The organism is Amycolatopsis sp. NPDC047767 (genome assembly GCF_040704195.1).
In the GTDB taxonomy this organism is placed as follows: Bacteria; Actinomycetota; Actinomycetes; order Mycobacteriales; family Pseudonocardiaceae; genus Amycolatopsis.
In genome coordinates this window covers 314,744-327,802 of the sequence record NZ_JBEYSJ010000008.1, presented here as the reverse complement: position 1 = coordinate 327,802, position 13,059 = coordinate 314,744, and the positions used below count along the sequence as shown (strand labels likewise).

Annotated in this window: 8 protein-coding genes; 4 read left to right on the top strand and 4 right to left on the bottom strand. The window is 69.6% G+C overall.

Features of this window, described 5'->3' with window-relative positions; genetic code table 11:
* Positions 1 to 433: 433 nt before the first annotated feature.
* The 3 genes from AB0878_RS17965 to dnaE form a co-directional block, all read right to left on the bottom strand.
* Positions 434 to 1,630 (bottom strand): low temperature requirement protein A, encoded by a 1,197-nt coding sequence (locus tag AB0878_RS17965; RefSeq protein ID WP_366581103.1) that lies wholly within the window; start codon positions 1,628 to 1,630, stop codon positions 434 to 436.
* Positions 1,631 to 2,113: 483 nt separating this feature from the next.
* Positions 2,114 to 3,589 carry an MFS transporter gene (locus AB0878_RS17960; protein WP_366581101.1) on the bottom strand — a complete coding sequence of 492 codons (1,476 nt, stop codon included), beginning with the start codon at positions 3,587 to 3,589 and terminating at the stop codon, positions 2,114 to 2,116.
* On the bottom strand, positions 3,589 to 7,176 hold the full coding sequence (dnaE, locus tag AB0878_RS17955; RefSeq protein ID WP_366581099.1) for a DNA polymerase III subunit alpha: 3,588 nt from the start codon (positions 7,174 to 7,176) through the stop codon (positions 3,589 to 3,591). Before dnaE ends, AB0878_RS17960 begins: the two co-directional genes overlap by 1 nt.
* 373 nt (positions 7,177 to 7,549) lie before the next feature.
* Between dnaE and AB0878_RS17950 the strand changes: the two genes are divergently transcribed.
* The 4 genes from AB0878_RS17950 to AB0878_RS17935 are packed head-to-tail and all read left to right on the top strand — an operon-like array spanning position 7,550 to position 12,307.
* On the top strand, positions 7,550 to 8,221 hold the full coding sequence (locus AB0878_RS17950; protein ID WP_366581124.1) for a FadR/GntR family transcriptional regulator: 672 nt from the start codon (positions 7,550 to 7,552) through the stop codon (positions 8,219 to 8,221).
* Between the two features lie 4 nt (positions 8,222 to 8,225).
* Entirely contained in the window at positions 8,226 to 9,662 is a 1,437-nt protein-coding gene (locus AB0878_RS17945) for an amino acid permease (protein ID WP_366581097.1), read from the top strand.
* Positions 9,659 to 10,621, top strand: a complete 963-nt coding sequence (locus tag AB0878_RS17940) for an asparaginase (RefSeq protein WP_366581095.1) — start codon at positions 9,659 to 9,661, stop codon at positions 10,619 to 10,621. Before AB0878_RS17945 ends, AB0878_RS17940 begins: the two co-directional genes overlap by 4 nt.
* Positions 10,622 to 10,681: 60 nt before the next feature.
* Entirely contained in the window at positions 10,682 to 12,307 is a 1,626-nt protein-coding gene (locus AB0878_RS17935) for a CocE/NonD family hydrolase (RefSeq protein ID WP_366581093.1), read from the top strand.
* On the opposite strand, the gene AB0878_RS17930 is transcribed toward AB0878_RS17935, so the two are convergent.
* Positions 12,297 to 13,058, bottom strand: a complete 762-nt coding sequence (locus AB0878_RS17930) for a metallophosphoesterase (protein ID WP_366581091.1) — start codon at positions 13,056 to 13,058, stop codon at positions 12,297 to 12,299. The two genes, AB0878_RS17935 and AB0878_RS17930, sit on opposite strands and share 11 nt — an antisense overlap.
* Between the last annotated feature and the right edge of the window lies 1 nt (position 13,059).

Below are 13,059 nucleotides of genomic sequence, written 5' to 3'. Positions count from 1 at the left end.
TCTAGTTTTCTCAAAGGAAACCCCGACGAGGGGGTTTCATATAAGCTCTACTGGCTTAGTTCACTAGCACACTGTTGAGTTCTCAAGCAACACACTGCAACCCAGCCCACCCAGCAGGCAAACCAGATCACCGCGTTGTTTCAAGCTTTTTTGTTCCGGAGAGCTACAGTACACCCTGGCGAAACTCGCGCTTCGCTGGGGGCTGGTTCAGCTCCGGAGGTTTGGGACCACCCACTCTACCACCAGAGGTGGGAGCTTGGTTCGTGTTCCCGGCGGCCGCTCGGTTTCCCTGGCGACTTGGAGAACTTTACATGGCCGAAAACCGGCCCGAACAGGGGGGTCCCTTAAGCGTGCGCCGGCTCCCTGACCTGCATCGATCCGCCGCTCAAGCCCACGCAACCCGCAGCGGGCCGACACGACCGCCGACGACCCCTCACGCCGACCGCACCCGCCCGTGGGTCGCGAACACCGTCAGCGCCACCAACGCGGCCGCGAGCACCGCCGCGACGTGGATGGGCGCCGGCCCGAACGAAGCCGCCAGCACGAGCACCGCGGTGACCGGGTACCCGATCGCGATCTCCCGGCACTCGTTCGTCGGCCCGATGTGCAGCAGCCACACGCTCAGCAGGAACACCGCGACCGGCACCGTCACCACGAGCGCCGTGGCCAGGCCGCTGATCGCGCTGTGGTGCGTGTCGTAGTCCACCGCCAGCTCGAGCCCCGTGCCGACCGCCGCGGCCGACGCGAAGATCAGGTAGTGCCCGTACCCCCAGCTCGACGTGCTCAGCAGCGACGGATGGCGCACGAGCCGCAGGTGCCCCGGCTGGTCGAAGTACAGCCACCACATCGAGAACACCAGTACGAGCCCGGCCGCGGCGAGCCCGATGAGGGTGCCGACGTGCTCGCCCTCGGACACGCCCTCCTTCACGGCGGTGGTCGCGCTCAGCACCACCTCGCCGAGCACGATCAGCGTGAAAAGGCCGTAGCGCTCGGCGATGTGGTGCGGGTGCCACGACGTGCCGCCCCGCGATTCCGCGATGCTCGGCACCGCGAGCTCGCAGACCACCAGCACCGCGAACAGGATCACCGCCGTCGTCTGGGGAAAAGCGATCAACGCGTCGGCGACCCACAACACCTGCACGACCGTGATCCCGCCCGCGTACCAGAGCGCTGTCGTGCGCCGTTCCGGATCCGACTTCGCGGCACGCAGCCACTGCGTCACCATCGCGAGCCGCATCAGCACGTAGCCGACCATCACCACGCGGAAGTCGCCGTTGAACGCGCGGTCCACGCCGGCCGCGACGGTGAGGCCGCCGGCGATCTGCACGAGGGTGGCCAGCCGGTAGGGCACGTCGTCGGTGTCGAACGCGGAGGCGAACCAGCTGAAGTTCAGCCAGCCCCACCAGATCGCGAAGAACACCATCGCGTAGCTCAGGATCCCGTGGCCGATGTGCCCTTCGACCAGCTCGTGATGGAGATCGGCGCTCGCGGCGCCCACGGCGACGACGAAACACAGGTCGAAGAGCAGTTCCAGCGGGGTGGACACGCGGTGGTTCTCGCCGCTGTCGCGTGACCGCATCGGCCGGTACCACACCCGGATCCGCTGGACCGGAAAAATCCCCTGGGACATCGACGCTCCCCGCACTCACCCGACGAACGCCGTCATCCCAACACGGTCAAAGCGCTCAGGCGAGTACGACCCCCACCGGAGGGTGAAAGGGGAGGAATACCGAGGTGAAAAAGGGCGGGCCCGGTTCCCCCTCTCCCGGGCCCGCCCGAATGCCTTCGCCGCACTCCCTCGCCACCCCGGGCATTGCTCCCGGCGGTCGCCGTACGGTCCCCCGCGGACGCCGACGATCCGTTGCCTGGGAGGTGACCAAGAGTGTCCATTCCATGGAACTCCGGAACTCTCAGCCGCTCGGCCGATCGACCCATCCCCGGTCGATCGATCGAAATGCCACTGTAGGTAGCCAAAGTGTCGTGCTGAAGGCTCCATAAGGTCTACCCGGTTGCTCTGAGTAGCACCAGGGTCAATCGTAGCGTGTCACTCGGATGGAGCATCACCGAATAGCTGAAAGTAGTTCACCAATACTGCTGAGTGAGCGTGACCATCTCACAGTCGGTGAACGGCCGCGGCCCGCTCGGCCGCCTCGTGCTCCTCACTGCGAGCCGCCCGGACGCGCCGCGCGCGCAGCTCCAGGACCGCCAGCAGCAGCGCCACACAGGTCAACGCCGCGGAGCAGCACAATGCGATGGTGAGCGCGCGAGGGTAGTTCCGCCCCGACGCGACCACCGCCGATTCGAACACCGAAGCCAGCACCGCCGTGCCGATCGCCGTGCCGATGCGCTGCCCCGTCTGCAACGCACCGCCGGCGACGCCCGCCATGTTCGTGGGCACGCACTCCAGCGTCAGCGTGGTGTTCGGCGAGATCACCATGCCGCCACCGATTCCGCCGAGCAGCAACGGAAGCGCGACCGCCCACCCCGCGACCGACGGTGGCACGAACTCCACCACCGCCGCGACGACCAGCAGCGCGAAGGCCACGAGACTCAGGCCCGTGACGGACAGCCGCCGCCCGAACCGGGGCACCAGCCGTCCCGCGACGGCGGCCGACACTGCCGAGCCGATCGCGAACGGCGTGACCGACAGCCCGGACTGCAACGGCGTGTACCCGAGCCCCTGCTGGAAGAACAGCGCGAAGACCAGCCAGACGCCGGCGAACCCGCAGAAGTACAGCGCCCCCACCGCGGCGCCGGGCGCGTACCCCGGTGTGCTCGTGAACAACCGGATATCGAGCAACGGCTGCCGGCCGCGTGCCACCACCCGGCGCTCCCACAGCACGAACGCGGTGAAGCACACCGCCGCGATCGGGAAGAGCCACCACAGGCGCCGCAGGCCGTCCTGCTGCGATTCGACGAGCGGAAGCAGCACCCCCAGCACCGCGACCGCCAGCAGCAGAATGCCCGCGACGTCGATCTCCGACCGCAGCCGGACCCGGCGCCGCTCGGTCTTCGGCAGGAGCCGCATCGCGAGCCCGAACGCCAGCGCGCCCACGGGCACGTTCACGTAGAACACCCAGCGCCAGCCGCCCGGATCACCGAACACCGCGAGGATCACGCCGCCGAGCACCGGCCCGACGGCCGTGGAGATGCCGACCACCGCGCCGAACATGCCGAACGCACGGGCGCGTTCGGCGCCGCGGAACAGGTCCTGGATCAGGCCGGTGTTCTGCGGGGTCAGGAAACCCGCGGCGCAGCCCTGCGCGAGCCGCGCGATCACCAGCGTGCTCGGGTCCTGGGCCGCGCCGGCCAGCGCGCTCGTGGCGACGAACGCGGCCAGCGCGAAGAGGAACACCCGCCGCCGGCCGAGCGCGTCGCCGAGCCGCCCGCCGGTGACGAGCACCAGGCCGAACGTGAGCGCGTATCCGGACACGACCCACTGGATCGTGCCGCTGCCGGTGTTCAGGCCACGCTGCATCGCGGGCAGGGCCGTGTTGACGATGCTCACGTCGAGCAGGGTCATGAACCCGGCCGTCAACGTGACAGCGAGGGCACGCCACCGGAGCGGGTCCGGAACGTACTCGGTCATCAGGTGTTGGCGGTGATCCCGGGGATGCCCTTGAGCTCACCGATGAGCATCGAACTGACCTTCACGGGGTAATCGTAGAGCGCGAACACGGTCTGGTTCTTGCCGACGAGTTTCAGGTGCACCGGGGTCTCGCCCTTGTGCGCCAGCAGCGTCGACTTGAGCTCGCTCACCACCGACTGGTCGATCTTCTCGGCTGCGGCCAGCAGCATCAGCGGTGGTTCCTCGTCGCCGTTGCCGATCTCGGACAGGTCCAGCGGCACGAGCCCGCCGCCGAACACCGACATCTTGTCCTCGCGCCAGTTGACCCGGCCCTTGACCAGCACCGCGTTGTCCTCGATGAGGTCCGCGGCGAACATCGAGTACGCCTTGGCGAAGAACAGCACCTCGATCGCGGCGTCCATGTCCTCGACCGTGCAGATCGCCCAGGGCTCGCCCTTTTTGTTCACGCGCCGCTCCAGCGAGGTGAGCAGGCCCGAGATCACGACCTCGCCCTCCTTCGGCGGATCGGCGAGCAGGCCGGCGATCGGCTTGGGCGCGTGCTTGCGCAGGATGCGCTCGGCACCGTCGAGCGGGTGCGCGGACACGTACAGGCCCAGCATCTCCCGCTCGTAGGCGAGCAGCTGCTTGCGCGGGTACTCCTCCTCACCGAACTTCAGGTGTGCGAGCGGCGACGAGGACGGCGTGGCCTCGGCCGAGTCGTCGTCCCCGCCGAACGAGCCGAACAGGTCGAACTGGCCCATGGCCTCCTGGCGCTTGAGCGGCACGACGGCTTCCACCGCGTCCTCGTGCACCTGGATCATCGACAGGCGGGTGTGGCCCATCGTGTCGAACCCGCCGGCCTTGATCAGCGACTCCATGACCCGCTTGTTGCAGGCCACCAGCTCGGACTTGTCGAGGAAGTCGGTGAACGAGGAGTACTTGCCCTTCTCCTCGCGCGTCTTGATGACCGACTCCACCACGTTGGCGCCGACGTTGCGCACGGCGCCCAGGCCGAAGCGGATGTCGTTCCCGACGGCCGCGAACCGCAGGGCCGACTCGTTGACGTCCGGCGGCAGCACCTTGATGCCGAGGCGACGGCACTCCGACAGGTAGATGGCCGACTTGTCCTTGTTGTCACCCACGGACGTGAGCAGCGCGGCCATGTACTCCGGCGTGTAGTTCGCCTTGAGGTAGGCCGTCCAGTACGCGATCAGGCCGTACGCGGCCGCGTGGCTCTTGTTGAACGCGTAGCCGGCGAACGGGAGGATCGTGTCCCACAGCGCCTTGACCGCTTCGGGCGAGAAGCCGCCGGGCAGCAGCGGGCTGGCCTTCATGCCCTCTTCGAAGCCCTCGTACTCCTTCTCGAGGACTTCCTTCTTCTTCTTGCCCATGGCTCGCCGCAGCGTGTCCGCTCGGCCCATCGTGTAGCCCGCGACCTTCTGCGCGATCTGCATGATCTGCTCTTGGTACACGATCAGGCCGTAGGTCTCGGACAGGATCTCGCGCAGCGGCTCTTCGAGCTGCGGGTGGATCGGCGTGACCTTCTGCCGGTTGTTCTTGCGGTCGGCGTAGTCGTTGTGCGCGTTCATGCCCATCGGGCCGGGCCGGTACAGCGCCAGCACCGCGACGATGTCCTCGAACCCGGTCGGCAGCATGCGGCGCAGCAGGTCGCGCATCGCGCCACCGTCGAGCTGGAACACGCCGAGCGTGTCACCGCGGCCCAGGAGCTTGTAGGCCTCGGGGTCGTCGAAGCCGAGGCGGTCGAGGTCGATCTCCTCACCGCGGTTGGCCTTGATGTTGGCCAGCGCGTCGCCGATCACCGTGAGGTTGCGCAGGCCCAGGAAGTCCATCTTCAGCAGGCCGATGTTTTCACACGACGGGTAGTCCCAGCCGGTGATGATCGAGCCGTCGTCGCGCTGCCACACCGGGATCGCGTCGGTGAGCGGCTCGCTCGACATGATCACCGCGCAGGCGTGGACGCCGGCGTTGCGGATCAGGCCTTCGAGCCCGCGCGCGGTGTCGAAGATCGTCTTGCACTCCTCGTCGGTCTCGACGAGGGCGCGGACCTCCGCTGCTTCGGCGTAGCGCTCGTGCTTCGAGTCGACGATGCCGGACAGCGGGATGTCCTTGGCCATGATCGGCGGCGGCAGGGCCTTGGAGATCTTGTCCGCGATCGAGTAGCCCGGCTGGCCGAAGTGCACGCGGGCCGAGTCCTTGATCGCGGCCTTGGTCTTAATGGTGCCGAAGGTGATCACCTGGGCCACGCGGTCGGCGCCGTACTTGTCCGTGGCGTAGCGGATCATCTCACCGCGGCGGCGGTCGTCGAAGTCGATGTCGATGTCGGGCATCGACATGCGCTCGGGGTTGAGGAACCGCTCGAACAGCAGCTTCTGCGGGATCGGGTCGAGGTTCGTGATGCCCAGCGCGTACGCGACGAGCGCGCCGGCGGCGGAACCACGGCCGGGGCCGACCAGGATGCCGACCTCGCGCGCGTGCTGGATGAGGTCGGCGACGATGAGGAAGTAGGCCGGGAAGCCCTTCTGCTCGATGACTCCGAGCTCGTAGTCGCAGCGCTCCTCGTAGCCGTCGGGCACGCCGTCCGGGAAGCGCCACTTGAGGCCCTCGGCCACCTGGTGCCGCAGCCACGTCGCCTCGGTGTGCCCCTCGGGCACCTCGAACACCGGCATGCGGTCCTTGTGGGAGTAGACGTCCTCGTAGGACTGCACGCGCTCGGCGATCAGCAGCGTGCTGTCGGCCGCGCCCGGGACCTCCTTGTCCCAGTACTGCCGCATCTCCTCGGCCGACTTGAGGAAGTAGCCGTCGCCGTCGAACTTGAACCGGGTCGGGTCGTTGAGCGTCTTGCCCGCCTGCACGCACAGCAGCGCCGAGTGCGTGTCGGCCTGGTCCTTGGTGACGTAGTGCGAGTCGTTGGTGGCCAGCGGCCTGAGGTCGAGCAGCTTGCCGATCTCCAGCAGGCCCTCGCGCACGGACCGCTCGATCGGCAGGCCGTGGTCCATCAGCTCGAGGAAGAAGTTGTCGGCGCCGAAGATGTCCTTGTAGTCCGACGCGGCCTGGATCGCGGCCTCGCGCTGGCCCAGCCGCAGGCGGGTCTGCACCTCGCCCGACGGGCAGCCGGTGGTGGCGATGATGCCGTGGTGGTTCTCCGCGATCAGCTCGCGGTCCATGCGCGGCTTGCGGTAGTAGCCCTGGATCGAGGCGATCGACGAGAGCTTGAACAGGTTCCGCAGCCCGGTGGCGTTCTCCGCCAGCATCGTCATGTGCGTGTAGGCACCGCCACCGGAGACGTCGCCGCCCTCACCGAACTCGTCGGAGCCGCGCTGGCTGGCCTGGCCCCAGAACACCGGCTTCTTGTGGAAGCGGCTCTCCGGCGCGATGTAGGCCTCGATGCCGATGATCGGCTTCAGGCCGTGCTTCTTCGAGGTCTGGTAGAACTCGTCGCCGCCGTACATGTTGCCGTGGTCGGTCATGCCCACCGCGGGCATGCCCAGCCGCGCCGCTTCGGCGAAGAGGGGTCCGATCTTCGCCGCACCGTCGAGCATCGAGTACTCGGTGTGGACGTGCAGGTGGACGAAGGAATCGTTCGACACCAGCGAAAACCTCCCCTAGGCAGACGGCTTCCCGGTTGTTGCTGCGGCGCGGCCCGGGGTCCTCCACCCTAGTCCGCGCTCGCGCTGTGCGGCTCGTAGGGATCCTCTCTCCTCACCCGCCCGCCGCGCCCGCCGACATGCCGCCCGGGGCCCGACGAAACCTTCGCGGGTGACGCCACGGCGACACCCTCGCACGCCCCACCGACAGAACGGGCGCGCGTGAACCGGCCCACACGATTCCGGTGATTTCCCCAGTCCGGATGTGGGAGACCTCCACCTGACTTGACACCGGTTCGGTGGAACTTCACGATCTCGTTCCATGAACCTGTCTGACAGCCAGACAGCCGGACAAGGCCCCCGTCGCGTGAGCGCCATGGAGGCCGTGCTGGCCTACCTGCGCCGCGCCATCGAACGCGGCGAGTACGCCGTGGGCGACAAGCTGCCGTCCGAAGCCGCGCTGAGCAAGGAGTTCGAGGTCAGCCGCTCGGTGATCCGCGAGGCGCTGCGCGGGCTGCAGGCGCTCGGGCTGACCGTTTCCCGCACCGGCAAGGGCACGTTCGTCACCGCGACCGGCCCGGCCGAGAACCCCACTTTCGGTGACTATTCGGCCCGCGACCTCATCGAGGTGCGCCGTCACGTCGAAATCCCTGTCGCGGGGTACGCGGCTCTGCGCCGGGACGACGGCCACCTCGACCTGCTCGGCCACCTCGCCGAGCGGATGGAGCTGGAGACCGACAACACGGCGTGGGTGGCGCTCGACTCGCTGTTTCACATCACCATCGCCCAGGCCTCGGGCAACCCGGTGTTCGCCAAGGTCATCGAGGAGATCCGCGACGCGCTCGCGCGCCAGTCGGCGTTCCTCAACCAGCTGGGCGACCGGCGCGCGGAGTCGAACGTGGAGCACCGGCGGATCGTCACGGCGATCGCCGATGGCTCCGAAGAGGCGGCCGTGGCCGCGATGACGGCGCACCTCGCGCACGTCGAGCAGGCGCTGACCACCATCGTGTGGCCCGGCCGCACGGCGAAGCAGAACAGGAACGACTGAAAACGTGAGTGAACAGACCCTTCCGTCGTCGGGCGAAACGGAGAAGCACGCCGACGCCGGTGACGCCGGCTACAACAAGGCGCTGAAGTCCCGCCACATCTCCATGATCGCGATCGGCGGCGCCATCGGCACCGGCCTGTTCCTCGGCGCGGGCGGACGGCTCGCGCAAGCCGGGCCGGCGCTGGCGATCGTGTACGCCGTGTGCGGGCTCTTCGCGTTCTTCGTGGTGCGCTCGCTGGGCGAGCTGATCCTGCACCGCCCGTCCTCGGGCGCCTTCGTGTCCTACGCCCGGGAGTTCATGGGCGAGAAGGGCGCGTACGTCGCGGGCTGGATGCACTTCCTCAACTGGTCCACGACCGGCATCGCCGACATCACCGCGATCGCGCTGTACGCGCACTTCTGGTCGTTCTTCGCGCCGATCCCGCAGTGGGTGCTGGCGCTGATCGCGCTGGCCGTGGTGCTGACGCTGAACCTCGTCTCGGTGAAGCTGTTCGGCGAGATGGAGTTCTGGTTCGCGATCGTCAAGGTCGCGGCGCTCGTGCTGTTCATGATCATCGGCATCGTGCTGCTGGTCACCCAGCACCCGGTCGACGGCCTCGCGCCCGGCCCGCAGCTGATCGCCGACCACGGCGGGATCTTCCCGGCCGGCCTGCTGCCGATGATCCTCATCGTGCAGGGCGTGGTGTTCGCGTACGCGTCGGTGGAGCTGGTCGGCGTCGCGGCGGGTGAGACGGAGAACCCGCAGAAGATCATGCCCAAGGCGATCAACTCGATCATGTGGCGGATCGCGGTGTTCTACGTCGGTTCCGTGGTGCTGCTGGCGATGCTCATGCCGTGGAACTCCTACACCGGCGACGAGAGCCCGTTCGTGACGGTGCTCTCGCACCTGGGTGTGCCGGCGGCGGGCAGCGTGATGAACCTCGTGGTGCTCACCGCCGCGATGTCGAGCCTCAACTCGGGCCTGTACTCCACCGGCCGCATCCTGCGGTCGATGTCGGTCGCCGGTTCGGCGCCGAGGTTCACCGGCGTGATGAACCGCAACCAGGTGCCCTACGGCGGCATCCTGCTCACCGCGTCGGTCTGCGTGCTCGGCGTGGCGCTCAACTACGTGGTACCGAAGGACGCGTTCGAGATCGTGCTGAACTTCGCGGCGATCGGCATCCTCGCCACGTGGGCGATCATCGTGCTGTGCCACCTGCTGTTCGTGCGCAAGGCCGACCGCGGTGAGCTGACGCGCCCGTCGTTCCGGCTGCCGGGCTCGCCGTGGACGGAGATCACGACGCTGGTGTTCCTCGCCGCCGTGGTGGTGCTGATGGCGTTCGACAAGACCGGCCGGATCACGCTGCTCGCGCTGCCGGCAATCGTCGTGGCGCTGGTGATCGGCTGGTTCTGCGTGCGCAAGCGCATCGACATGAGCGCGTTCGAGAGGGCCGAGCAGTGAGCGCGCCCGAGCAGCGCGTGCCGCAGCACGTCCCCCTGGTCCACCTCTTGCGCGACGGCATGGTCGAAGGCGTGCACCACGGTTCGGTGATCGCGCTCGCGCCGGACGGCTCCACGCTCTTCTCCGCCGGCGACCCGGACGTCGCGATATACCCGCGCTCCACGGCGAAGCCGCTTCAGGCCACGGCGATGGCCCGGCTGGGCCTGCGGCTGCCGCCGGCGGGGTTCGCTATCGCCGCGGCCAGCCACTCGGGCGAGCGCCGGCACCTCGACGCCGCGGCCGTTGTGCTGACGGGCCACGGCTTCACCGCAGAAGACCTCGGCAACCCGGCCGACTACCCGTTCGACCCGATCGAGCGTGACGCGTGGGTCGCCGAGGGCCGGCCGCCCGCGCGGCTGGCGCACAACTGCTCCGGCAAGCACGCCGCGATGCTCGCCACCTGCCGGGAGCGGGGCTGGGACCCGCGCACGTACCTCGATCCCGGGCACCCGTTGCAGCTCGCGATCCGGAAGACCGTCGAGGACCTCACCGGGCAGACCGTGCCGCGCGTGGCCGTGGACGGGTGCGGCGCGCCGCTGTTCGCGCTGTCGCTGCGCGGGCTCGCCCGGGCGGCCTCACGGCTGGCGACCGCGGCGGCCGGCACCCCGGAAAGCCTGGTGGCCCAAGGGATCCGGCAGCACCCGGACCTCGTGGGCGGCACCCGGCGTGACGTCACCGCGCTGATGCGCGCGGTGCCGGGGCTCCTCGCGAAGGACGGGTTCGAGGCCGTGCAGCTCGCCGCGCTGCCCGACGGCACGGCCGTGGCGCTGAAGATCGCCGACGGCGGCGACCGCGCGCGGCCTGCCGTGCTCGCGGCCGCGCTGCAGCTGTGCGGGGTCGACGCCGGCGTGCTCGAACCCTTCACGAGCCCGGCGCTGCGCGTGACCGCGGAACTCGAAGGGCGCCCGCGCGCTGCGTGACCCTCCTCACGCGAGACGGGTAGCGTCGGACGCGTCCGGCTCGGTGAAAGGGGTAAACCTGTGCTGCAGCGCATTGCCGACCTCCTGCTCGGTCTCCCGAAGGCGGAGGGCCCGGCCCCCGTCGCCACCAAGGGCCTGCGGATACCCATGCCCGACGGGGTCCACCTCGTGGCCGACCGGTACACACCGGCCGGCCAGCGCTCCGGCCCGGTGGTGCTCGTGCGCACGCCGTACGGGCGCACCGGGCCGATCGCGGCGCTCTTCGGCAGCGTCTTCGCGCGCCACGGCCTGCAGACGGTGGTCCAGAGCACGCGGGGCACGTTCGGTTCCGAAGGCGAGTTCCGCCCGTTCCACCTCGAACGCGAAGACGGCCTCGCCACCGCCGAGTGGCTGCGCGCGCAGCCGTGGTGCGACGGGCGGCTGGCGACGGCGGGCCTGAGCTACCTCGGGCACACGCAGTGGGCGATCGGGCCCTACCTCGACCCGCCGCTCGAGGCCATGGCACTGGGCGTGACGGCTTCGGAGTTCGTGAGCACGTTCTACCCGGGCGGGGTGCTCGCGGCCGACAACATGGTGTCGTGGTCGGCCATGATCGGCCGGCAGGAGGAACGGTTCGCGGGCCTGCCGAACCCCGTGCAGAAGCGCAAGACGCGCCGCGCGATGGCGCACCTGCCGCTGAACGCCGCCGACGTGGCCGCGATCGGCAAGCAGGTGCTGTTCCTGCGCGACGTGACCACCCACGCCGAACCGGACGACGGCTACTGGGCCATGTCCGACCACAGCGCGGAAGTCGCCGGGCTCACCGTGCCCGTCAGCATGGTCACCGGGTGGTACGACCTGTTCATCCAGGGCCAGCTGCGGGACTTCCGGACGCTGCAGGACGCGGGGCGCGCGCCGCGGATCACCATCGGGCCGTGGGCCCACGGCGACCCGGCCAGCCTGCGGATCTCCGTGCAGGACCAGGTCGGGTTCCTGCGCGCGCACCTGCTCGACGACCGCGTGCAGCTGCAGCGCTCCCCCGTGCGGCTGTACCTGCAGCAGGCGGCGACCTGGCTCGACTTCGACGCGTGGCCGCCCGAGTCCACGGCCACCGACTCGCACCTGCGCCCGATCGGCGGCCTCGGTGAGGTGGTCGACGGCGAGGCCCGGCCCACCGCGTTCACCTACGACCCCGCCGACCCGACTCCCGCGGTCGGCGGTCCGCTGCTGACGGGCACCAACAAGCAGCAGGACAACAACGAGGTCGAGGCCCGGGACGACGTGCTCGTGTTCACCGGCGAACCGCTGATCGCCGACCTCGACGTGATCGGCGAGGTGAGCGCCACCGTGTTCGTGCGCACCGAACTGGGCCACGCCGACGTGTACGCGCGGATCTGCGACGTCGACCAGGACGGCCGCTCCCGCAACGTCACCGACGGCATCCTGCGGCTGCGGCCCGGCGCGCCCGAGGCGGACGCCGACGGGATCGTGACCGCGCAGCTGCGGCTCGACCCCACGGCCTACCGGTTCCGCCGCGGCCACCGGCTTCGCGTGCAGGTGGCGGGCGGCGCGTTCCCGCGCTTCGCCCGCAACCACGGCACGGGCGAACCGGTGGCCAGTGCCGTCGACGGCAAGGCGAACCGGTTCGAGATCTTCCACGACGCGGCCCACCCGTCGCGGGTCACGCTGCCCGTCTTCAGCCGCTGAACGGCACCACCCGCTGGTGGGTGGTGAGCCGGCCGTCGTCGTGCAGCACGTGCAGCAGCAGCGACGGCGGCCGGTCGAAATCGAGCGGGCCGCCTTCGTCCCAGCCGCGGCCGGCACCGGGCTCGACCGGCAGCAGTGACCCGGAGACCACGCCGGGGGCGATGCGCACGGGCACGTCCGCGAACGTCGTGGCGGCGCCGGTGTGGACGTGGCCGCACAGCAGTGCGAGCACGTCCGGGTGCCGGCGCAGGACCTCGGCGAGGCGGTCTTCGCCGGTCTGGCGGATGGCGTCCACGAGCGGGATGCCGATCTCGACCGGCGGGTGGTGGAAGGCGACGAACGCGGGTCCGTCGTGGGCGGAGAGCGCTTCGTCGAGCCACGCGAGCGTCGCGTCTTCGAGGTGACCCGCGCCCTTGCCGGGGATCGTGGAATCGCACATGGCCACGAGGACGCCGTTCACGTCGGTGGCGACGTTCACCGGGCCGGCGCCCGCCGGCTCGCCGAGCAGGACCTCGCGGAAGGCCTCACGCACGTCGTGGTTGCCGGGGCACGTGAGCACGGGCGCGGAGTGCTTGAGCAGCTCGGCCGCGCGCCGGTACTCCTCGGGCAGGCCGTGGTCGGCGACGTCGCCGGTGACGAACACCGCCTCGACCGCGAGTTCGCGCAGGTAGTCGAACACCGCGGCGGTGCGCGCGTCGGCGCGGTCGCCGCCGTCGAGGTGGATGTCCGACAGGTGCGCGAAGACCTTCATG

Coding starts and splice junctions, on each gene's coding strand:
- AB0878_RS17965 (WP_366581103.1), bottom strand. CDS start 1,630: ATGTCCCAGGGGATTTTTCCGGTCCAGCGGATCCGGGTGTGGTACCGG.
- AB0878_RS17960 (WP_366581101.1), bottom strand. CDS start 3,589: ATGACCGAGTACGTTCCGGACCCGCTCCGGTGGCGTGCCCTCGCTGTC.
- AB0878_RS17950 (WP_366581124.1), top strand. CDS start 7,550: ATGGAGGCCGTGCTGGCCTACCTGCGCCGCGCCATCGAACGCGGCGAG.
- AB0878_RS17930 (WP_366581091.1), bottom strand. CDS start 13,058: ATGAAGGTCTTCGCGCACCTGTCGGACATCCACCTCGACGGCGGCGAC.